This window comes from Polyangiaceae bacterium, assembly GCA_016715885.1.
Lineage (GTDB): Bacteria > Myxococcota_A > Polyangia > Polyangiales > Polyangiaceae > Polyangium.
The window spans coordinates 193,416-214,751 of the sequence record JADJXL010000002.1 but is presented as its reverse complement, the minus strand read 5'-3'; the positions used below and the strand labels follow the sequence as shown (position 1 = coordinate 214,751).

15 protein-coding genes are annotated in these 21,336 nt (G+C 58.3%); 7 read left to right on the top strand and 8 right to left on the bottom strand.

The window, feature by feature from the left end; all coding sequences use genetic code 11:
• Positions 1–16 precede the first annotated feature (16 nt).
• A complete protein-coding gene (locus tag IPM54_04320) occupies positions 17–538 on the bottom strand; it encodes a hypothetical protein (GenBank protein ID MBK9259040.1) in 522 nt (173 codons plus the stop codon).
• 6 nt (positions 539–544) lie between these two features.
• Entirely contained in the window at positions 545–2,656 is a 2,112-nt protein-coding gene (gene tssI, locus IPM54_04315) for a type VI secretion system tip protein VgrG (GenBank protein MBK9259039.1), read from the bottom strand.
• A gap of 101 nt (positions 2,657–2,757) precedes the next feature.
• Here tssI and IPM54_04310 point away from each other — a divergent pair, with 101 nt between their 5' ends.
• On the top strand, positions 2,758–3,894 hold the full coding sequence (locus tag IPM54_04310; protein MBK9259038.1) for a DUF2169 domain-containing protein: 1,137 nt from the start codon (positions 2,758–2,760) through the stop codon (positions 3,892–3,894).
• A 3-nt stretch (positions 3,895–3,897) separates the two neighbouring features.
• Here IPM54_04310 and IPM54_04305 read toward each other — a convergent pair whose 3' ends face one another.
• From IPM54_04305 to IPM54_04285, 5 genes are read right to left on the bottom strand one after another with little or no spacing between them, the layout of a single operon-like run.
• A complete protein-coding gene (locus tag IPM54_04305; protein ID MBK9259037.1) occupies positions 3,898–4,116 on the bottom strand; it encodes a hypothetical protein in 219 nt (72 codons plus the stop codon).
• 5 nt (positions 4,117–4,121) lie between these two features.
• Complete coding sequence (locus IPM54_04300; protein ID MBK9259036.1) at positions 4,122–4,706, bottom strand: hypothetical protein; 585 nt, start codon at positions 4,704–4,706, stop codon at positions 4,122–4,124.
• Positions 4,678–5,601: a hypothetical protein gene (locus IPM54_04295; protein MBK9259035.1), complete on the bottom strand. Its 924-nt coding sequence runs from the start codon at positions 5,599–5,601 to the stop codon at positions 4,678–4,680. The genes IPM54_04300 and IPM54_04295 overlap by 29 nt, the downstream gene beginning before the upstream one ends.
• 4 nt (positions 5,602–5,605) lie before the next feature.
• Positions 5,606–6,874: a DUF2169 domain-containing protein gene (locus tag IPM54_04290; GenBank protein ID MBK9259034.1), complete on the bottom strand. Its 1,269-nt coding sequence runs from the start codon at positions 6,872–6,874 to the stop codon at positions 5,606–5,608.
• A 5-nt stretch (positions 6,875–6,879) separates the two neighbouring features.
• A complete protein-coding gene (locus IPM54_04285; GenBank protein MBK9259033.1) occupies positions 6,880–8,802 on the bottom strand; it encodes a DUF2169 domain-containing protein in 1,923 nt (640 codons plus the stop codon).
• A gap of 274 nt (positions 8,803–9,076) precedes the next feature.
• On the opposite strand from IPM54_04285, the gene IPM54_04280 reads away from it, so the two are divergent.
• Genes IPM54_04280 through IPM54_04260 form a run of 5 tightly spaced genes read left to right on the top strand, consistent with a single transcriptional unit; the run spans position 9,077 to position 16,782 of the window.
• On the top strand, positions 9,077–10,891 hold the full coding sequence (locus IPM54_04280) for a serine/threonine protein kinase (protein ID MBK9259032.1): 1,815 nt from the start codon (positions 9,077–9,079) through the stop codon (positions 10,889–10,891).
• Positions 10,888–13,527, top strand: coding sequence for a VCBS repeat-containing protein (locus IPM54_04275; protein MBK9259031.1), 2,640 nt, complete (start codon positions 10,888–10,890; stop codon positions 13,525–13,527). The genes IPM54_04280 and IPM54_04275 overlap by 4 nt, the downstream gene beginning before the upstream one ends.
• A complete protein-coding gene (locus IPM54_04270) occupies positions 13,524–14,882 on the top strand; it encodes a hypothetical protein (protein MBK9259030.1) in 1,359 nt (452 codons plus the stop codon). The genes IPM54_04275 and IPM54_04270 overlap by 4 nt, the downstream gene beginning before the upstream one ends.
• A 56-nt stretch (positions 14,883–14,938) precedes the next feature.
• Positions 14,939–15,937 carry a carbohydrate kinase family protein gene (locus IPM54_04265; protein MBK9259029.1) on the top strand — a complete coding sequence of 333 codons (999 nt, stop codon included), beginning with the start codon at positions 14,939–14,941 and terminating at the stop codon, positions 15,935–15,937.
• Complete coding sequence (locus IPM54_04260) at positions 15,934–16,782, top strand: BtpA/SgcQ family protein (protein MBK9259028.1); 849 nt, start codon at positions 15,934–15,936, stop codon at positions 16,780–16,782. Before IPM54_04265 ends, IPM54_04260 begins: the two co-directional genes overlap by 4 nt.
• 58 nt (positions 16,783–16,840) lie before the next feature.
• Here the strand turns inward: IPM54_04260 and IPM54_04255 are convergent, their stop codons facing one another.
• Entirely contained in the window at positions 16,841–20,062 is a 3,222-nt protein-coding gene (locus IPM54_04255; protein MBK9259027.1) for a penicillin acylase family protein, read from the bottom strand.
• Between IPM54_04255 and hemL the strand changes: the two genes are divergently transcribed.
• Complete coding sequence (gene hemL, locus IPM54_04250; protein MBK9259026.1) at positions 20,061–21,335, top strand: glutamate-1-semialdehyde 2,1-aminomutase; 1,275 nt, start codon at positions 20,061–20,063, stop codon at positions 21,333–21,335. The two genes, IPM54_04255 and hemL, sit on opposite strands and share 2 nt — an antisense overlap.
• The last annotated feature ends 1 nt before the right edge of the window (position 21,336 follow it).

Genomic DNA, 21,336 nt, shown 5'->3' with positions numbered 1-21,336 from the left:
GTCGTCTTCCGTGAAGTCAACAATTCAGCTTGATCCGCTCCCCGAGCACTTCCACGTCGTCGTTCGCCTCGATTTGCACATTGCCGCGTTTTGCCTGAAGCCGCGTTTCACGCGCCGCGAGCGTCATTCGCCCGCGCACTTTCACATCGGCCTGACCACCAATACGCTGCCGCAAATCCCCACCCGATTCCTGCACGATTTGCTTCTCCGCGTGCACGTGGAATTCCTCGCACTTGACCTTCACGTCCCGCGTCGCTTCTAGCTCCACATCCGCCGCTTTGAATCGCAGAAGCGGCCCTTTCTCGGTCATGCATATCTGAAGCTCGACCTCCCCCGTCGAGCTGCGAATCGTCAATCGATCTCTTCCAGGTCCTTCCACATCCGCTTCGACGACCCGCCCCGATGCAAGCGCCATACGCTGCGTCGTCGTGTCGGCGCTTGGAGTCGCGATCTCGGCCAGAAGCTCGGGGATCGATGCCGGCGGATCGACCTCGACTTCATGGACCATTGCGTCGCTTTTCGTGTCGATGGTTTTCATGATGGTTCAGCAATTCAGGTAAATGGTATCGCCCGACAATACCTTTTCAGATCCACCGTTCGTCACGGTAATCTGTCCATCTTTGACGGTAAGCTTCGAACTTCCCACTTCGAGCGTAATCGATTCGAGCGCTCGCAAGTAAAGGTTTGTCCCCGCAGCAATGTAGATCTTCGGCGCGCCAATTTTTTGGATGGTCGACGATTCGAGCGTCATGTCACCGCCATAGCTATACGACGTTTCCCCCGTCACGCATACCGTGAGAGATCCATGCGACTCGAAGGTTTGTCCTTCCACGATGGTTTGCCTGTCACCCGAAATGCTTTCGACCATGCTGCCGCTCACCGAAACCACTTCGTAACCCGTCACTTGTGCGATTCGATTTCCTTCAATGGTGGACGTCGCGTTTCCGGACACAGTGAGCGAATCCGAGCCACTCACCGACGCGCTGCGATCTCCCTCCACGACATCATCCAAATCACCCGCCACCTCGAGCAACCGATCGCCGGTCACGTCAATGGTTTGATTGGCACCAACAGCGACGACTCGAGCCCCCGTAACGGTGAGCGAATCGTCACTGCCCACGGTTGTCGTAATGGCCCCACCCACGGCCAGGGTTCGATCGCCGTCCACGGTGAGCGCATCATCATTGCGCACGTGCCGAGTCGCGTCGTTCATCACTTCGGTGCGCGCGTTTCGCTCCGCGCGCAAAAAGATCTCCTCGGATCCTTTTGCACTTTCGAACGTCAGCTCGTTGTACCCTTCGCCTCCGGGACTCGATGCGTCCCGAAAAACCGTTTTCGTCCGGTTCCCCGGGAGCGTGTACGGATGCACGTTCACCTTGTTGTACATTCTGCCCGTGATGACGGGCCGATCGGGATCTCCATCGAGAAATTCCACCAAGACGGCATCCCCCACGCGAGGCAAGTTTACTGCGCCAAACCCTTGACTTGCAGCGACTTGGGAAAGCGGAATCCACACTTCGGTTCCCGCGGAATCCCAAGAAAACGTCACGAGCGCCCTGCCCTTGTCGTCGGTATGAATTTCAGCGCCTGTTGGGCCCGTGACGGTTCCCATTTGAGCACCAAAGATTCGCGGCCACGGCGTTTTTCGTTCGGGCCTGTACGAAGTTTTTCCGGGTACCGTTTCAAAAGATACTCGATACGCGGCTTTCCCTCCATCGACGAACGTTCCCTCGTGCTCCACGCCCGTGAGCAGCCACGTGTCGTTGTAACTCGTGCGCGCATGCCCATCCAATTGGAACATGCGTCCCGGGACAAACCGAATCGTGCTCGCTTTGCCGCGCCCTTTCTTGTGCCCCAAACGCAGCGCGGCCAGCCGCTTTTGCGCATTTCTCGCCGGAAAATCCAGCCGCGAAATGCCTCCCGCACTCTCGACATGCGCCTCTTCTTCTGGAGCGCTCCGCGGATCATCGAGCGCGTAATCTCGCACTTTGACTTTTGCCGGCACGAGCCGCTGCGCCATTTCGAATCCGATCACGTTTTCACCTGCATCGAGCGCTTCTTTGCGATAACTGAGTATCGTCTCACCATCGATGTTTTCGTGCGTCGTAGCTGCATCCGTGATGACCAGCGTATGCCCGTTCGCTCCGTGCTCGAAAAAGTATCGAATACCTTCAGCCTCCATCCAGCGTGAAAGCAGCGCCCAGTCGCTCTCGCCATATTGCACGACATCTCGTTGCGAATAGGAATCTGCGAGCGACAGGCGGACGTCCGTAAGGCCATGCTCGCCGAGCACCGAATGGATGAGCTCTGGTAGGGTAATACTCGAAAAAACGCGGTAGGTCGTCCCCAGGTCGGCGAGAATTGCACGTGGGGCAAGGGTTGCTCGGTAAAACGCTCCTTCGTCGCTCGTTTCGAGCTGTTCGAAGTGGGTGACGATGCCGTCGAAGTGCCTTTCCGTGGTGCCCCAGGAAACGACGACATGAGCCGTTTCGCCGACGATCGAATCGAAATCGAACGACGCGTTCATGTCGTGCAAATCGATCTCGAACTGGAAAAGCTCGGATATCGCCTCTCGCCCCCTGAGCGCGCGCACGACGAGCGGCGAGCTCTCGCCTCCAACGTAAAAATGTGCTTCGAGCTTGGTTACGTCGGACATGTGTTTCTCCTTCGTCGCCTGTCGCGGACCAAAAACGGAGCAGACGCGGATTGATGTTTACGATACTCGTGACTCGTGATAATTTGTGAAAAAGGTGAGCCATGAAGTTCTTCAATACTACACCCTATTCCGCGAAACGAATGAAGAACATTTCGCCGCAACCTCGGCGCATGATGGCGTGCGTCGTTGCACGCGTTCTTCATGATGTCACCGGCAACGGGGAGCTCGTCCCGCTCGAAGAGCCCAAATGGCCCATCGATGCCACGCCTGGCGATACGCCGCTCGGTCCTCGTAGCGGGGACAAACCTTTTTATATGGGTGGCGTCGACATTTTGCTCGGCGGTCGCGTCTACCAACCGAACCGCAAAGTCGATGGTCGACTCGATATCGAAATTGATGTGGGTCGCACGTTCCGCCGTCGCATCGCGATATTCGGCGATAGGCGATGGCTTCGAGGCAAAGACGGAACGCTCACCGCGTCGTCCCCCGAAGTTTTTGGTTCCATGCAGCTCGACTTTGCACTTGCTTATGGGGGCTACGCGAAAACGAAACGAGGACAAGCAGCACCGTACGGGCCAAACCCTCGCGGTCGAGGGTATTACCTGGACGAGCTCGCGGCCGAAGGGCAACTTCTCCCCAACCTCGAAGACCCCAACCAGCTCGTCTCGCGATGGGATGACCGCCCCATTCCGGTGGGACTCGGTTATTACCCGGAAGATGGATCTCTTCGCCCCCAAGCTTCGATCGATCATCCCGGACTTGCGGGCGTCCTTGGACAAACCGGTGCCAAGACCAACGCAGCGGCGAATGTAACGTCCAATGTCTCCCTCACGGTCGACAACCTGACGCCGATGCTGTTCAATCAAGCGCATCCGAACATGGTGATTCCAGCCGAAAAGTCTCCCAAACCGGGCGACGTCGTTCGACTTTCGCACGGACGCAAAGACGGCACCGATCTCTTGTTCGTCTTGCCAAACCGAGGGTTCCACTTGCACGTGCAGCTCGAAAACCGCGAGCGGATCGTTCCCTTGCACCTCGATCAAATCGGCATCATCGGCGGCGAAGCGCGCGTGCTTCTGTCCTATCGCGTCGTCTTCGAATATCGCTTGGTCCGGAACGAGCGGCGCGTGTGTTCGCTTTACGAAGGCGCGATGCCCGAAGAAATCCCCAGCCACTACCGGCGCGACTTGCGCGACGAATGGGAGGACGATCTCTGGGGCAAGGAGCTCGCGAGCTAGCATTTATTCAATCTCGTAAATGCGCCAAGCGCTTTTCCAAAAGTTCTTCTCGGGTTCGGCAGCGTCGCCGATCTGACGCGCTTTTGAGAGCATTGCCGCCTCGAATTGCGGCCAAATGTCATTGCCGCGGGTTTCGCCGAACATGCCGAAGATCATGCTACGCATGACTTCGAGTTGCCCTTCGGGCGTCAAGTTGTCGAGCGGGTCGGGTTTCTTCGGCATCGTCATCACCCCGTTTGCGCAGTACCGTACCAATAATCGTCTTCCTCTGCTTCGGTCGTCGATTCACTAGTCGACGAAGCGTACCAGTAATCGTCGTCCGACGTGTCGATGCCCGCCGCATCTTGCCAGGACGCCGTCTGATCCTCGTAGTCGTCCGATCCGCTGATCGACGCGTACCATTTGTCCTGATAGCGTAGTGTGCGCTGAAAATAGTTGGTCCAGCCAAGCCCTTCGAATGAAAAAATCCCGCCCGACGTGCCCGAGCCAATAACATTGCCCCCGCGGAAGAATTGACCGACGACGAGCTTCGAGAATGACTTCGTGATGAGTTTCATTTGTACCGCCCAGAGCACTTCCTCCGAAGCGACCTTGAGAACGGCGGTGTCGAGCGATTGCAGCGCTTCCTTCAATGTTGAATTCTTGATGATGAAACCCGCCATATTGCCGTCGACGATGTCGTCGAGTTTCTTCAAGTTGTCGACTTCGTCCCAGACCTCGGTCAGCGCGTCATTGTATATTTTCTGGGCATTGACTTGACTACCATATTTCTTCAAATATTTGTCATAACCTTCGGTGAATTTGTCGGCCACACTTCCGAGCTCGTCCGAATAACCGCCCGTCTTTCGAATGAACGTCGCGAAGTTCGTCGTCCGACATGTCGAGCGCCCCTTTGATGCCCCTGACCTTCGCGGCCTTCTCGAGGTATTCCTTGTAGGCATCCGAAGCGGTCGCGCCGCTCGCTTTCTTGATGGCGGTAACGAGTTTGTCGCCAATCGTCGCAAGTGTGCCCTGCTTCGCCGCACTTGCCGCATTTTTCTTGGCGGCCCTATTTGCAGCCTGTCGCGCTGCATAGGATCCGCCTTTCGAAGCTCCCTTGCCGAGCTTCTTGCCGAGTTTCTTGAAACCCGCTGAAAGGGCTTTGCCGCCGACGAACATGGCCCCCTCCATCGCCCATTGCAGCGCTAAATCGATCAGCGCCGAATAGATGTCGGCGAGGGACATGCCGGCGTAAACGCTTCCCCAAACAACGACCAGATCCGAAGGCAAGGAGAAGGGATCACCACATTGCAGATTGATCGAAATGGGAGCATAGGGAATCGGGCTGGTCGCCAAATCGCAATCTTCGTCGCCCCACAAGAGGTTTTTCGTCGCCAGCGTCACCGACCCGACGCCAAAAAGCGCATTGGATCCGCCAAAAAGTGTCGTCAAAACGTTGTACCACGACGGCGGAATGGAAATGTGCGGCAAGACGAACCCAGCATCGCTCATCCGGCCAAGAAACAAAAGATCATCGCTGAGAACGACGCGATCGTTGCCATTCGACAAAAAGCAGCCCAACCACAAGCCTTGCACGACTGAAAAGTCGATGTGCCAGAGTCGCCCCGGCATCATGAAGGGCGGAAGTGGCACGGTGACCATCGTATCGTGCAGACAACCCCCGATGAACGGATTCACGTTGTAATAGGCGCGAACTTTCCAGCTCATGCGTTCACCCTCGCTTTCCGGGACGCTTCCATTGCACGACGCGCCGCGCTTCCAGCAAGTCTTCCTCGGACAGCTCCGGCGGCAATGGAAACCGCGCACTCCACAAGCATTCCACCTCGCCAAGATCGACGCGGATCACCACGGTCACGAGCTTTGGATCTGCCTCCACGACATTTCCCGGCGCAAGTTCCACGAGCACGCTCGGGAGTTCGCCTGGTAACGAGAACCAATGTGATTTCTCCTCGGGATGTACGTTCGTCAATACGAACTGTTCATCGGGAGAAACCAACGGCACAGCCAAACCTGGAGCTGCCGATTGCAGAAATTCAAGGCGATAATCTGCGTGACGCTTTGCTTTCAGAAACGACGGGATCGACAGAATGTCCTTCGCCACGTAGCCGCGCGTCACTTCGGCCAGCGGAATGCCTTCATCGATATAAGGCGGCGTCGCTCCGAGATACCCGCATCGAGGAAACCAGTCGAGGGGCTGAAAGTCCCACGCGGCAGGCAATGGCCCACGCATCCATCGCTCGACTTCACCAACGGCCATCGCCGCGGGCACGAGAGGCGCAAACGGATGCTCGAGATTCGGGATTGCGAGGTTCGTGAACGTTTCCTTGTCGAGCTCGAGCAAGAATCCGCAACCAGCCGGATTTCGCGGGTAATGATAAGGCGTCGCGGACCCGATTTCCCATTCCGGTTTTGGTTTGATGGCATCGAGAAATGGGATGCCCTTGCGTTTAAAGCCCCATTTGTCGAATCCACCATAGGCATAATCCCAACGAATGGGGATCGAATCGAATGGCTCGGGCTCCGAAAAACGCGGATTGCCCATGAGATCGAACTCGCCACGCCTATCGCCATACACGACGATCTCTCGTTCGATTTTTCCAAAACGCAGGCCGACCGTCGTTTTCGTCGTGTTTTTCCCGTACGCCTGCGCGCTCGCTTGGACGATGACGTCCGTCATGCGTTTGAAGGCATGACTTTCGTCTCCGGCAATGATGGGCGAGACGAACGGTGGAGAAAGCTCCGCATACGGGACGTCGCCGAGGCAAATAGGATTCTGTTTGTCATCAGTCATTGGAACCAGACGCCCATGCTCGGCACGGTAGGTTCGTTTGACGAGCAGCGCGCCCATACGAACCCCGTCCATTTCGCCGACGAAAAGCTCCTCGGTCTTGGGCGACGACTTGATGGCCTCGATATCGCGCGCGAGCTGCCCGATGAAGTGCCCGAGTTGCTCTTCGTTGATGGGGACTCGCTCGTCCATGGGTTTTACCGTGCCTCCGCCCGCGTTTCTGGCCTCTTGACGTCGACGAGTGCTTTGAAAGCCGCTCGAAGCGCTTGATCAGACTCGATGCGACGCCGCCACACTCGACGAAGCCGCATGCCCATGGATGGTTCGACGCCTTGTGCCCGAAGCTCTCGCACGATTCGCGCTTCTCGTTCTGCAATCGTCAATCGCGCATAATGCTCGACGCCAAACCGGCCCGGGTGCAGGCTCTCCCACCCGCGCACGAAAGCTTCCTCGAACTTGGGCAGTTTGTCCGGTATTCCTTCGGCCATCTCACGTTTCAGCTCCTGGCGCCAAAACCTGTCCGCCTTGCGCCAAATCACCGGATCGATATCTTGCGTGCGAAGCACCTGATCCGGCTTCGCACCTCGTTCGGCAAGGTGTGCCGAGACGAACCCATATCGATCGATGTCCACGATTTCTTCTGGACGGCGCGCTGGTTCTTCCGCCGATGCCACAGGCATTGCAGGAGCGGGCGCATCTGCCAGCCGAATTTCGGGCTCGGCGCGCGGCACCAAGGGCAAAAGCGGCGGTGGAGATATCGGCAGCGGTCCCGGCGCGACCGCTGGTGTCGATGAAAATTGCGCAACCGCTGGTTGTGGGGTCGGAGGAGACGGCTGCATCAATTCGGGCGACGACGGAGGGAGCGCCAACGTTTCCGTCGACAAATTGCGCGTGGGACCTTTCGACCACGCCGAGAGCGGCAACACGAGCGTTTCGCTGCTGCGCTTCTTTGCTTTCGACAATGCGCCAGCATACCCTGGAGCAAACGGCAATGCGGGGCCGCGCACTGGAGCGTCATTGCCAAGCATCAACGTGCCACCCATGTTTTCGCTCGCTGCTGCAGGGGAAACTTCCGCGGCCGATTTGATTCGTTCCGGCGGTGGACGGAGTGCTGGAATGACCGGCGCGAGCCCTCCTATGCCGATACCCGTTGCCACGACCATCTGATCGAGTCGCGATTCGTCGAGAATTTCGACATGTCCGCGAAACGTAATGGTCGCGATCCAATTATCGACATCGACGTGCAGGGTATCGGCGCGAAATTCTATGTGCGTCGCCATGTCGGGGTCGCTTACTTCGAGGCCGTAAATTGCGCCCATCGCCCGAGCACAGGGCAGCTCGACTTCGACGCTTTGCCGTTCGGGATCGAATCCTTCGAGAATCAGGACGGCGTCGGGAGACAATTCATCGATTTGTTGATCCTCGGGCGCGGATTGAAAAAACGAAAGGTCGAATTCGTCCGGTAAAACCATGAGCGGCGATTCGACGTCTCGAGCAGATGTCGCACCGAGCCTTTTCTTGCGAATGGGCCATGCCGCACCGATGGGGCCGAATCCAATCGGGCGCGATGGGTCATTGGGATCCAAAATATTCGGCCGATCGTCGTCATCGGCATCTTCTTCACCACAACCAATCGGATTTTCGGCCGTGCCGATTCCGCCGAGCGCTCGCTCGTACACGATGGGCATTCGAATGAAAGGGACGGGCGGGCTATCGTCCGCCACACGCGCCCCCACGACGCGCACGCGCTTGTCAATGGCAAATCGACCTGCTTGCATCAATGCGACGCGTGCCGTCATTTCTGCCACGGATTGCCCGCGATTTGCGTGGGCGTGTCCAAGAACCGTCACGTCGACGCGCGGCTTTTGGGGCACGCGATCCGACGCAGCAATCACCCGCGCCATCGGCTGGTTCTTGTAATGTGCATCCGAAATCCGGTAAGGTTGCGGAGCGCTCGCCGGAGTCATGGGAGATGTTTTTGCCGAAAACGTGGCTTTGACAATGACCGTGACCCGCAATATGCCCCCTTGCCGCCAAGGAACGACCCCCAGCGCAAAGGGCACCGACGTCACGACTGCTGATTGTTCTCCCTGCACGTCTTCCTCCCGAGCAAACAGCACGCCAAGCGTCAGCGAAGCCCCCAGGATCGAGCCCCGAGCGATTGACGCCAGCCACAGATTGGCGCAGAAGAATGGCCCGCGTCAAGCATCTTGCATCGTGCGTCAGCTCATGGTGATCTCTTATGAGTTGGAACTCGTCGTCATGCACATCTCGCAGTTGCCTGCGGAATTCGCAGCTTTGGAGTGCAAAATTCGCAGTGCGTTTGGTGACCATGCGTAAAAGAATCCGGGAAATTGTAATGGCGCGTTTGTTGCTAACAGTGGGAGACGACGAATGAGCTTGACCTGTCCGACGTGTCGCACGACGTATGCGGAGGGCACCGTAAATTGTCCGCTCGACACGACTCCATTGCTTCCTGACGAAGCTTTTGCGAACGCGGACGTGAGCGTCGAACCGGGAACGATGATCGGCGAATATCGCGTTGAAAAGAAGCTCGGCGAAGGATCGTTCGGCGCGGTTTATGCCGGCGTGCAGCCGCTCATTGGCAAAAAGGTCGCCATCAAGCTCTTGCACAAGCGCATGTCTTCCGAGCCGGAAATCGTGACGCGATTCATCGACGAGGCGCGAGCGGTCAATCGGATTGGTCATCGAAATATCATCGACGTATTCTCGTTCGGGGTGCACGAAAGCAGCCAGCATTACTTCGTCATGGAGTTTTGCGAAGGGATGACGCTCGGGCAGCTTTTGCAACAGAAAAAGCGCCTCTTGCCGGCCGAAGCATTACCCATTTTGCGAGGTATTGCCGATGGTCTGGATGCGGCTCATCAAGCGGGCGTGACGCACCGGGATTTGAAGCCCGACAACGTATTTCTCATGCGTGAAAAAGACGGCAGCTTTTTTCCGAAGTTGCTCGATTTCGGTGTCGCCAAGCTCGTGCGCGAGGAAGGTGCGCAGCAAACGGCGACCGGTGTTGCCATAGGCACGCCGCGCTATATGTCGCCCGAACAGTGTCGAGGGAAAAAAGTCGATCACCGCACGGACATTTATGCGCTAGGGTGCGTGACGCACGAAATGCTCACGGGCAAACCCGTTTTCGAAGCGGATTCGACGGTGGATCTGCTCTTCAAACACACCACCGAAAAACCACCATCGATGTCGAGTGTTTGTCCGAGCATACCACCAGAGCTCGACGAGCCGGTTCTCGCAATGCTCGCAAAGCGCCCGCTTGGCCGGCCCAATTCGGCAGGAGCGGCGGTCGATGCGCTTGCCGAAGCCTTGCGCCTCGCAGCTCGGGCCCCCAAAGCCGCGGCAGCGCCGGAATTGGAGGTCGCCAATACGATGCGCGCTCCTGCGGTCGATGATGAACGCGCGATTCCGGATGACGTGCCCTCGACGAAGGATGCGATCCCAGCGACGCGCAAGTCATATACCGAGCTGCCGGCGGCCGAAGCAAAAACGATACAAGTCGCAGCGGACGTGGTCACCGAAATCGCTGCGGCGCCGCCAGTGCAATCTCAGATGCCCGCGACACTGGCAAGTCCACCGCTCACGGCGGCTGTCGTCGTCGACAAAACGCCGGAAGTCAAGGTCGTTGGCGCGACCACGATGACGACGGCGACTTCGACATTGATGTCACAGGGCGTGCCGTCATCGCAACGTTCCAAGCAAACAGCCTATATTGCGATCGCTGGAGTAGCCGTGTTGATCGGCGCCGGGGCGATGTACATGCGGCGCACGAACGATTCCGCAATTATTGGTGCGCCGGAATCCGCACCGAGCCAATCGACGCAGGTGCTCACGCCCGAGCCCGGGACGATTACATTGCGCCTCGCAGTCATGCCCGCGGATGCCAGAATTCTCGTCGATGGCCGTGACTTGGGCGGAGCTGGCGATGCAATCGTACTTCCCCGCGAAAAAAAGCAGCACGCGGTACGCATCGAGCGGCAAGGCTACGAATCACAAACGATGTGGATTTCGGCGGAGGCCGACAAGGAGCTCGGTCCCATATCGCTCACCGCACTCGCTCCGGCGCCATCCATTTCGGCATCGAATGACAAACCCGTCGTTCCAGCCAGCAAACCCGCAACCACCAAACCTCGGCTCAACAAGGACCTGTGGAAGCCCGAGGAGCTCGGGGGTCCCAAATGATACGTGCTCGAAAAGGCCGAACGCTCTCGATCATTACCTCCATGCTCGGGCTCGTTGGTTGCACCAATTTGGAATTTTTGGAATCGAATACGTGCGGCAATCTCGTCGTCGAATCCGACCTCGGCGAAGATTGCGATGGCGAAGCAGGCTGCGGTGCGCCGAGGTCTGCACATGAATGTCGTTTTACATGCGAAACCGATCCGTCGGATTGTAAAGAAGATCTTGGTTACCATTGCGGTGCCGATGGAGTTTGTCGTCGTCCCAAAGGTGAATTCGTTCCAGCGAGCACCGACACGACTGCGACTGCACGCGACCTGCTCGTGGGCGACGTCAATGCCGACGGATGTGCCGAAGTCATTGTGAGCGCAATGCGCTCGACGACCGTGCATGCATTTTCGAGCGCACTGTCGAGCTCGTGTGTGGAGTCGAAACAGACGCTGCAAAGCAATCGCCCGGATCCAGAGCAAGGTACGGTGCCGCAAGCTGCTCTCGCAGACCTTGAAGTTACCGACGACACGGGCCGATTGTCATTGCTATCACCGAGTCGCAGCCTTTATGGTGATGGTTTGTCGCTGCATTTCACGAGCGGTGGACCGACGTTGGCACCTGTGCTATTTCCTCGATTCATACGTGGGGGTTCGTCTGTGCGAACGGTGCCGGCATCGTTTCATGGCAAGAGCGCCATTGTGCTGCTCGAACAGGCAAGCGGCGAGGCAGCATCGGACGTGACGCTCATTTTCGACCCCAAGGAGGCGCCTGCGACGTTCCCCAAAGCATATCAGGGGAAAGTCGAGGATATTGCGGCCATCATCGCGGCCGACGTGGACTCGAGTCTCAATTCGCCACCGCCCGCGAATGAGCGCTGCGAAGAAATCATCATAGCCCGACATGGTGGGTCCCACCTGGAGCTTTACAAAGTCTGCACGGGCACGACGACGTACGGGTTTACCAAGCTGCAAAATTGGCAAATTGCGTTGAATGCAGGCGTACGCAGTTCGAATGCCACCATCGTCGCCACGGACGTCGATGGCGACGGCTATACCGATCTTCTTACCAATACGAAGGACCAAAAAGTCCACGTGGCATTCGGTTTCGGCGACGGGAGATTCAATTCCAAACCGCCCGGCCCCATGCCGCCACCCATTGCGGATCAAAAAGCCGACATATTGAATGATCCCATGGCGAACGAAGCAGCCAAAGACGGTCATCTCTTCGTGGCGCTCGAATTCGACCCAAACCATCCCGGAATCGATTATTATGCTCCCCCATGCCCCCCGCAGGCGGACTTTTCGTCCCCCACGTGCGCCTACGTTGCTGGCGGCTGTGAAGCGGTCGTCGCCGATATCGACGCCGACGGCGATGACGACGTGATCATCAGCGAAGGACAAAGCGTCGATATCGCGGTACATCGTCAAAATGGCGGCGCATTCAATGTCACATTTCTCGGAACGGCTTGCCCGCCACACAACCTTGGAGCCGGTGATTTCGATGGCGACGGGGTCGTGGACGTCGCTTTCTTCGACCAGACGAGCAAAGGGCCCGAGGCAAATACGACGGCCCTATCGATTGCCTACGGCAATGCATTCGCAGCTCCGAGCGCACCGATCATGAGCGGCAGATTCGACGAGGCAAACGGTCTTTCGGTCGTGCACTTTGGCCATCCTGGCACCGGCGCGCAAATTGGCATCACTCGTTCGATAGGTAAGGATAACAAGGGGAGCGCGCTCGCCGTCGTCGAAGTGGGCAACGAACGCGCGGTCGTCGCGCCGTATTATCTGACAGCCGATATCATGGGCGCTCAGTCGCTCGATTCGCTCAACCTCGTTGCACAAACCGCGGGGCTCTTCCGAAAGAACGACGAATCCAAGCCCATCCCGGCATTGGCCATACTGACACAGTCAAAAGCGGCATATCAACTGTGGCTCGTGGAATCCAACGAAGATGCAGGCTCGCTACGCGCCGCGCCCAGAAGTGAATCCACGGAAATCCCATGCACGTCCCATTGCGTGCTCGCGGCTATCTCGCGCGGCGAAACGGATACGAACGACCTACTGCTTCTTGGTGACGAGATCGCCGTGATTTATGGGGCGGTGGACGGCGAGTTCGTAGAGGAAAAACGAATCACGTTGAAGCACTCGTTCACTTCGCTCATTTCTGCGACAAACCCTCCCAAGTATGCGCCCCGTCCGCTCGTGGAAGATATCGACGACGATGAATGGATGGATGTCGTTGCATTGGCAAACACGGGTGCGCTGGTGGGATTGTTTGGCGCAGCCGATGGTGGCTTTACCGAAGTCGAGCTCATTGGAGCGCCTTCGTGCTGGGGTAAAGCAGGTTGTGGCAATTACGCAGCGGCAGCCATCGACGTCGATGGCGACGCAAAGCCCGACCTCGTCATTGCGGGTTCCGAGCTTCCCGGCGCTTCCGCAACGACTTCGGTCATGGCTTATCGCGCAACGACGCGGGAGCTGTCAGCCATCCCCGGCATTTCGATCCATGCGGAAAAGCTCCGTGCCGATGCTGATTACGTGGCCCTGGGAGCCGACGATATCGATGCCGATGGCGTGACGGACCTCGTTTTCATGCCGAGCAGCAATTATTTTACGGTCCTTCGCGGACGTCCGGAGCACGAATGAAAAGCCTCAATCGCCCCATGCTCGTGGCCCTGTGCCTCGCGACGGCTTGGTTCTTCGATGCGGCCAGCGCTTTGGCCGATGACCGCGCGCTCGCGTCGAACTATTTCGATGCCGGAGCGCAAGCGTACGACGCGGGCCAATATCTCGTCGCAGCGGAAGCATTCTTGAAGGCCCATGCGCTCATCAAAAGTCCGGCTCTGCAATTCTCGGCAGCTCAAGCTTATCGCCGGCAATACTTGGTCGATTCGTCCCCTGATGCGCTTCGGCGCGCCGTGCGCTTGTATCGCGATTACATACGCGACGACACTTCGGGCAAACGCCGTGAAGAAGCGGTGAACGCGCTTTCGGACCTCGTGCCGCTCGAAGCTCGTTTACGCCGCAAAAGCGTGGCTGCCATAGCTCCCACGCCGCCCGCTCCGCCAACGACTGGCCCGGCCAAACCCGGAGACAAACCCGCACCCATTCCGATTCCCGTGCCGGGGAGCACGCCGCCCGCAAATCCTCCTGCACCCGATCCCAGCATCGACGAATCGGAAGAACCCGAAGCCGAGCCGCCGCGGAAAACTCGAGTGCTCGTATCCGCAAAACCCGACATGGCCGAGGTGTCCATCGATGGCGCTGCATTCGTCCGCGTGCCCGCGGTTGTCGAAGTAAAACACGGCGCTCATCAAGTTCGCGCAAAAGCGGCAGGGTATTTCGAGGAATCCTTTCAAATGGATGCCGTGGAAAATGAGCTCGTTGCGCGACATGTCACGCTGAGGCCCAAGCCAGGGCGTCTCATGGTCAAATCGAACTCGGGCGCGAGTTTGTCATTGGATGGCCAAGTGCGCGCGGTCTTGCCGCTCGACCGACCGCTCGAAGTCGAGCCCGGGGAACACTTCCTCACGATTACGCATGCGGGTCGCGTTCCGTTCAGTAAAACGGTTACCGTCGAGCGCGACAAAGAAGTCGTCGTGGGTGCCGATCTTGCCATGACAAACCAACGTGTCGGAGCTTGGTCGACGCTCGCCATTGGGCTCGCAGGTGCCGCGGCGACCGGCGTGCTCGGGGGTTTGACGTGGAACCAAGACTCGATTGCGTCGGACCTGGATGCGCAAAGGCAAACCGGTACGATGTCGCCCGCGGACATAGCAACTTTCAATGCTGCTCTTCAATCGCGAAATTCATTCACGTTTGCCACCGCAATCACGGGTGGAGCATCCGCGCTCGTTCTCTTGACGAGTGCTGGGATGTTCTTGTTCGACAATCCGCCCACCATACCCGTGCCGCCGAAAAAGAGCGATTCCAATCCGCCATCGCCTCGGGTCGAAATGACGGTGGGCCTGATGTCGGCAGGCGTGAGAGTCGATTTTTGACCGCCTGTGTCGACAAATTCGCACGACCGAACGCATGTGTGTACAATGCACCGTGAATGGTTTGTCTCATCGTTGGCGACGCAAACGCGGATCTTTCTGCTTCTCTCGAGTTTTTCCCGCATGAAGGAGACGACGCTGCCATCACGGCGCTTGCATTTCAGAGCGGCGGCACGGCAGCGAACGTAGCGGTCGCGTATGCTCGACTGGGTGGCGCATCGCGCCTCGTCACGCGCGTTGGCGAGGATCCGGCCGCGGAGGTCGCCTTGCGGGCCGCGAAACGAGCTGGCGTCGACCTATCGTTCGTTCAGCGTGATGCGGATGTGACGACGGGACTGTGTTTTGCGGCGATATCCCCAAGCGGTGAACGTACGTTTTTCAGCCATCGCGGAGCCAACGTGGCGCTCGGTTTGCCGGACGTCGACCGAGTTTTTCAGGACGCACACGCTTTGCATGTTTCCGGACACGCGCTCCTCGATGGCGAGCAGCGCAGTACCGCACTCGAATTGATCGATGCTGCAATTCAACGACAACTTCCCGTTTCCGTGGACCTTTGCTTGCCGCTCGTGCGCAAGCGAGTGACTGAAATCATGAAGCTCGCGCCGCGTTTGTCCGTGATATTTGCCAATGCCCACGAACTTTCTTTGCTTGGCTCATCCCTGGGTTTTACCGGGAACGAATCAGAGGTCATCGACAGCGCGCTTGCCGCGCTCGCACACGCCGGAGCACCGCTCGTCGTCGCCAAACTTGGGGCCCTGGGATCGCGCATCGCAAAAGGTTCGTCTCGGTTTGACATCCCGCCATGGCCCGTCACTGCCATCGATACCACAGGCGCCGGCGATGGATTTGTCGCGGCATTTTTATTTGTTTTTCTTCGCGAGGGCTCCGTCGAAACGGCCGCTCGAGTTGCGAATGTCGTAGGGGCGCTCGTCGCGAGCCGTAGCGGTGCCGCGGAGGCATCTCCAACGCATGAAGAAGTGTGCGCAGTCCTCGAAAAGCAAGGTGCAATCAAAGCGCTTGACGTTTTCACGAGGCCGGACCAAAGAATCGAGCCATGACACCGACCTGGAAAGCTCGACTCGACGCCCTACGATTGCGGGACCTTGGAGACATCTTTCGAGGTCAAACGAAGCCCATCATCGGCATGGTCCACTGTTGGCCTCTCCCGGGTGCTCCCGGCAATTCCGGGTATGGAATCGATACCATCATCGAACACGCCATATCGGACGCTCGAGCCCTGGCGGAGGGCGGCGTGGATGGTTTGATCGTCGAGAACATGTGGGACATTCCATTTCGAGCGGGTCCGCATATCGCGCCTGAAAGCATCGCGGCGCATGCAGTCGTTGCACGCGCGGTGCGTGATGCGGTCCCTTTGCCGCTCGGAATCAATCTCGTGCACAACGGCGGCATTGCATTGCTCGGGATTGCCCTCGCTGCGGGCGCTTCGTTCATCCGCGTATGCATGTTCACTGGTGCAGGCGTGTGGGAAGCGGGGTCGTGGGACGAAGGTTGCGCGGCAGATTTGATGCGACGCCGAAAAGAGCTGGGGGCAGAGCACATCAAAATCATTGCCGATGTCGACAAGAAGCATTCGGTGCGGTTTCCTGGAATCGATATGGCCACACACATCGAATGGACGCGCTTTTCAGGCGCCGATGCACTCATCGTGTCGGGAAAGATGACGGGCGACGCGCCGGATATTGAAAAGATCCGATCGGCCAAAGCATTGGCTGGCGATTGTCCGGTCCTCATTGGCAGCGGCGCCACGGAGGAAAACGTCGCAGCGTTCCTCGGAGTCGCCGATGGCGTCATCGTCGGCTCGAGCATCAAGGAAAACGGGCGAATCGAGGAGGCCGTCGACATCGAGCGCGTTCGGCGATTCGTCGCGGCTGCGCGCAAGTAGTTGCGCCAAACTCGAGGCACGGCTGGCAACCACGAATACTTGTGCTCCACGCATCCCGTCACTTCTTCGGCTTGTACACCTCACGAAGCGTCGCGCCCGCAGCAACGTCCTTCGGTGAAAACCGCATCGGCAACGTGTCGTTTGCCAACCACAATTTCGTTTGATCCGCAAAGAATTCGGATTCGATGACGGCCGACTGACCACCCGGAATGATGTTACGCCCGGTCACCTCTTCGCCTTTCAGCGAAACGACCATACGCATGACAGGCCCACTTCCATACGAAAAGCGTTGCCCGTTGAATCCGGGATTGGCGGCATCCACGGAGAATTGATCCCCATTACGCGGGAACCACAACAGATCCTTGCGCGGATCGTCCGCGGGATACGTGCCTTGCTTGAGCGGCAGGATCTTCGTCGTAATGGCAAATGGCTGCGTGAATGAAGCATATTGCGGATCGTCGAGGAAATCATCGAGGAGCGACTGGAACCTCACATAATGACGAAGTCCCCACAGCCACTTCGACATGTCCGTCGTGCCATAACCCCCCTCGGCGGGCGTGTCGGGGTTCGGCGCCGACTTCAAGAATGCAAACGCATCCGCCAGCGCTTTCAGCAGCACTTCGTCACTCGTCTCGACCTCCGGCGTCCCCAAGACATCGAAGAAAATCGATTCACTCGTAGCCACGTTCCACGATGCGAGCTTTTCGGGATTGTTTGCACCTCGACCATTGAGGAATTTCCACATGGCGCGAATTTGTCCACCACTGGAAAAGCTGTTGAACACGCCGGGCAGTTGGTCATCATTGAACGTCTGTTGCAATGCTCGGCTGAGCCACGCATTCCATATCGAAGTTGCCACGGCGGACTCTTTGTCGGTCGCCGTGGGCGTCGAGTAAAACGTTTCCACACCTGAACGAGCTTCGTAGCCTGCCGTTTTCCACGCACCAAGACGCATTTCGGCAGCATCGAAGTCGGCCTTGTTCGCATCGTAAAGATCCACGATGCGCTGCTCACTGGGCGAAAGCAATCCACCCTTGGCAGACAGCGCGCGTCCCTTCTTGATCGATTCGACGAACGTTTCGGCGAGCAATTCGCCCGTGCGCGACTGCGTATTCGCTTGGATGCGTGCCATTGCGTCTTCATCCGCGGTACCGTCGGCAATGGCCTTTTCGAGCTCGCGAGAAATGGTGTCGGCGCGAAAACCCACGTCCCACGTGCCGCCGATGTACCACTTGTCGTTCGTGAGCGAATTGTCCGTCGAAATGTTACCCGGATCGTTGTTCGCCGTCGCAACATAACCGCTGTTGGGATTGAGCGATGCGGGCATGTCGTCGAATGGAATCACGCACGCGTATGGATCGTTTTTCCCGGGCGCTTCGTCGACCTTCCCGTCCGGCAATGTGGGAATCCGAAATGCGCCGTAAACCGTACCATCGAGGAGCTGATCAGGATTCGCGTCGGCTTGGAACGTACCGTCAGGATTGCGTGGAAGGTATCCGCGGCACGGCACCGTTTGGTAGCTCGTATAAAAAATATTTCCACTGCTATCGGCAACCGCAAAATTTTGCGAATATGCAACGAGGCCCTTCGTAGCTTCGCGGAATTCGTGTACGTCTGCGGCATGCCCGAGCCTATCGGTCGTGGGCAACACCCCAATCACATCGAATCCTGCGTAGTCGAAGCTGATCGCCGTGACGACTCCATCCCCGTCGACGTCCGAGGGAATGACGTATTTGCCGCCCAAATTCACGATGGTTTGCCCGGCACCCACCGGATCGCCCGGTTTGGCCGCATTACCTTCGATATCGGCAATCCATCGTCCATCGAATGTCTCGAATCTGGGCCAATTCTCGGTGCGACCCACGCTGCCGAGCGCATCGACGTTCGCGATGACATAGCTTTCGTCTTTCTTGACGAGATCCTTCCAAGCGCCTTGAAACATGCTCTTCGCTGGCAAACCGTCCGCGCCCAATTGGATTTCTTCGCGATACCAATCGGTCACATCACCACCAAGCTGCGTTTGGCTCCAGGCGACTTTCCCATTCGTACCAATCGGCATCACGGGGAAACCCGCAATCACGAGACCCAATTGATGCGTGTTGCCTCCACCGAAAACGGACGTATCGAGTCCCACTTGATATAGAATCGATGGCACCGATAACGACAAGTGGCCATCACCGGCCAGCATCGCCGCGCCCGTCGTCGTCTTCGATCCTGCAACGGCCCACGCATTCGAGCCATATCCAGCATCTTTTTGTCGCAGTAGACGATTTTGCATGCGTTCTAGACGCTGCGAAAGACGCTCGAGCAAAAATGCGGGCGTCTGTTTTACCGGACCACCCGCGGAAGAACCTCCCTGCGGTTTTTTATTGGATCCCGTTGGTTTGGCGTTGCCTTCCTCGAGTCCGAAACCTGGCGCCGAGCTTCGCGGCATGATGGGCGAAAGCTGCTCCCACAAATCCTTGATTGCACCTTGCCTTCGCAACTCTTGAAATTCAACGCCATCGAATAACGTGGGGAGCTTCGCGGCCGTTGCAGCTCGACCGACGTCGCCGCCCTCGTAACTGGTCTGATAAATGATGACGGCGACCATCGCTGCGACGTCACGGCGGTCGAACGGCGTCATCAGGTCATTCGGATTGAGCACTCCAAGCAATGCCGAAGCGAGCTTCAATTCGCTCGGCGGGGGCAATTCGTCATTTTTTACTCGTACGATGTATTCATTGATTCCTTCGGCAAACGCGTCTGCTTGCGCGGAAAGCTCGGGCCCGAGACCTTCGAGAATGCGATCGGTGACGTACGCCGCGCCTTGCGCACGCCATTCTTGATCCGTTGCGAGCGCCGAATCACCCAAGAGCTCGCTCAGCCGCCCCGTCGCGAGGCGCCTTTCGAGGTCCATCATGAAATACCGATCGCGCGCCATGACAAACCCTTGGACGCGCGCCAAATCGACGCGGTTTTTCGCATAGATGTGCGGCACGTTCGATTCGGTACGCACGACGTGCACTTCGTCCTGAAGACCGGGAATCATCCAGCTTTCGGCTTCACCGACAGACAAAATCGCCGTCTGATCGGGGTTCGGCGCAACTGGCGTCGGCTCGGACGAACAGCCAACGGTCAAAGGAAGAGCGGCAAGGACTGCCGTGGAAAGTGATTGGCGAAGAAACTGCAAAGAACGTCGCATGAAGGCATGGTGGACGGGTGCTGTTGGGAAGTAAAGCACCCAGCCACGACGCCCCTTGCCGCTCGGCAGCATCCGCGCATAGTCACGGACCACCATGTCCGACTCAATCTCGCAAAGTCTCTTCGATCGCGCTCGCGCCGTCATTCCCGGCGGCGTCAACAGTCCCGTTCGCGCCTTTCGCGCCGTTGGCGGCAACCCCGTGTTCATCGCTCGCGCATCCGGAGCCACGGTGTACGGCGAAGACGGCACCGCGTACGTCGATTACGTCGGTTCATGGGGCCCCGCGCTCCTCGGACATGCGCATCCCGATGTCGTTGCGGCCGTCAAGAGTGCGGCCGAAGGGGGTTTGTCCTTCGGTGCCCCCACGGCGCGTGAAGTGCGTTTTGCCGAATTGATCAAGTCGATCTATCCGAGCATCGACAAGCTGCGCTGCGTCTCGAGCGGCACCGAAGCAACGATGAGCGCGATTCGCGTCGCACGCGGAAAAACTGGTCGCGATGTGATCGTCAAGTTCGAGGGGTGCTACCACGGGCACGCCGATCACTTGCTCGTCAAAGCAGGAAGCGGCCTCGCCACGTTCGGCGTCCCCGATTCGGGCGGCGTCCCCGAAGGCACCGCGAAAACGACCCTCACGCTCCCATTCAACGACATCGCAGCGCTGCGAGAACTGTTCAGCAAACGTGGTCACGAGATCGCGGCCGTCATCGTCGAGCCCGTCGTGGGAAACATGGGGTGCGTCCCTCCAATCCCCGGGTTTCTCGAGACAATCATCGAGGTTTGTCGCAACAGCGGTGCGCTCTCGATTTTCGACGAAGTCATGACCGGCTGTCGCCTCGCACGCGGAGGCGCACAGGAACGATTCGGCTTGCGGCCCGACCTCACGACGCTCGGCAAAGTCATCGGAGGCGGCATGCCGCTCGCCGCTTATGGTGGTCGTGACGACGTGATGAGTGTCGTTGCACCGCTCGGTCCGGTCTATCAAGCCGGCACGTTGAGCGGCAATCCCGTTGCGGTCGCTGCAGGACTCGCCACGCTCGAGCGCCTGACACCGGACGTGTATGACAAACTCGAGAAGCTCGGTGCCATGCTCGAAGCCGGTTTGTCGGAAGCAACCAAAGCCGCGGGCGTCACCGCCACGGTGCAGCGCGTGGGATCCATGATCACGCTGTTTTTTGCGGAAGGTCCCGTACGCTCTTGGCAAGACGCAGCTCGGTCGGACACGAAGCGATTTGCGTCATGGCATGCGGGTCTACTCGCGCGTGGGATCTATTGGCCGCCGTCCCAATACGAAGCAGCGTTTGTCTCGGCTGCACACACCGAAGCAGACATCGTTCGCACCGTCGATGCGGCGAAAGCTGCGCTCGGCTGAA

Excerpts from the sequence above, each read along its gene's own strand:
- IPM54_04320 (MBK9259040.1), bottom strand. The coding sequence starts at position 538 with ATGAAAACCATCGACACGAAAAGCGACGCAATGGTCCATGAAGTCGAG.
- tssI (MBK9259039.1), bottom strand. The coding sequence starts at position 2,656 with ATGTCCGACGTAACCAAGCTCGAAGCACATTTTTACGTTGGAGGCGAG.
- IPM54_04310 (MBK9259038.1), top strand. The coding sequence starts at position 2,758 with ATGAAGTTCTTCAATACTACACCCTATTCCGCGAAACGAATGAAGAAC.
- IPM54_04305 (MBK9259037.1), bottom strand. The coding sequence starts at position 4,116 with ATGCCGAAGAAACCCGACCCGCTCGACAACTTGACGCCCGAAGGGCAA.
- IPM54_04295 (MBK9259035.1), bottom strand. The coding sequence starts at position 5,601 with ATGAGCTGGAAAGTTCGCGCCTATTACAACGTGAATCCGTTCATCGGG.
- IPM54_04290 (MBK9259034.1), bottom strand. The coding sequence starts at position 6,874 with ATGGACGAGCGAGTCCCCATCAACGAAGAGCAACTCGGGCACTTCATC.
- IPM54_04280 (MBK9259032.1), top strand. The coding sequence starts at position 9,077 with ATGAGCTTGACCTGTCCGACGTGTCGCACGACGTATGCGGAGGGCACC.
- IPM54_04275 (MBK9259031.1), top strand. The coding sequence starts at position 10,888 with ATGATACGTGCTCGAAAAGGCCGAACGCTCTCGATCATTACCTCCATG.
- IPM54_04270 (MBK9259030.1), top strand. The coding sequence starts at position 13,524 with ATGAAAAGCCTCAATCGCCCCATGCTCGTGGCCCTGTGCCTCGCGACG.
- IPM54_04265 (MBK9259029.1), top strand. The coding sequence starts at position 14,939 with ATGGTTTGTCTCATCGTTGGCGACGCAAACGCGGATCTTTCTGCTTCT.
- IPM54_04260 (MBK9259028.1), top strand. The coding sequence starts at position 15,934 with ATGACACCGACCTGGAAAGCTCGACTCGACGCCCTACGATTGCGGGAC.
- hemL (MBK9259026.1), top strand. The coding sequence starts at position 20,061 with ATGTCCGACTCAATCTCGCAAAGTCTCTTCGATCGCGCTCGCGCCGTC.
- IPM54_04255 (MBK9259027.1), bottom strand. The coding sequence starts at position 20,062 with ATGGTGGTCCGTGACTATGCGCGGATGCTGCCGAGCGGCAAGGGGCGT.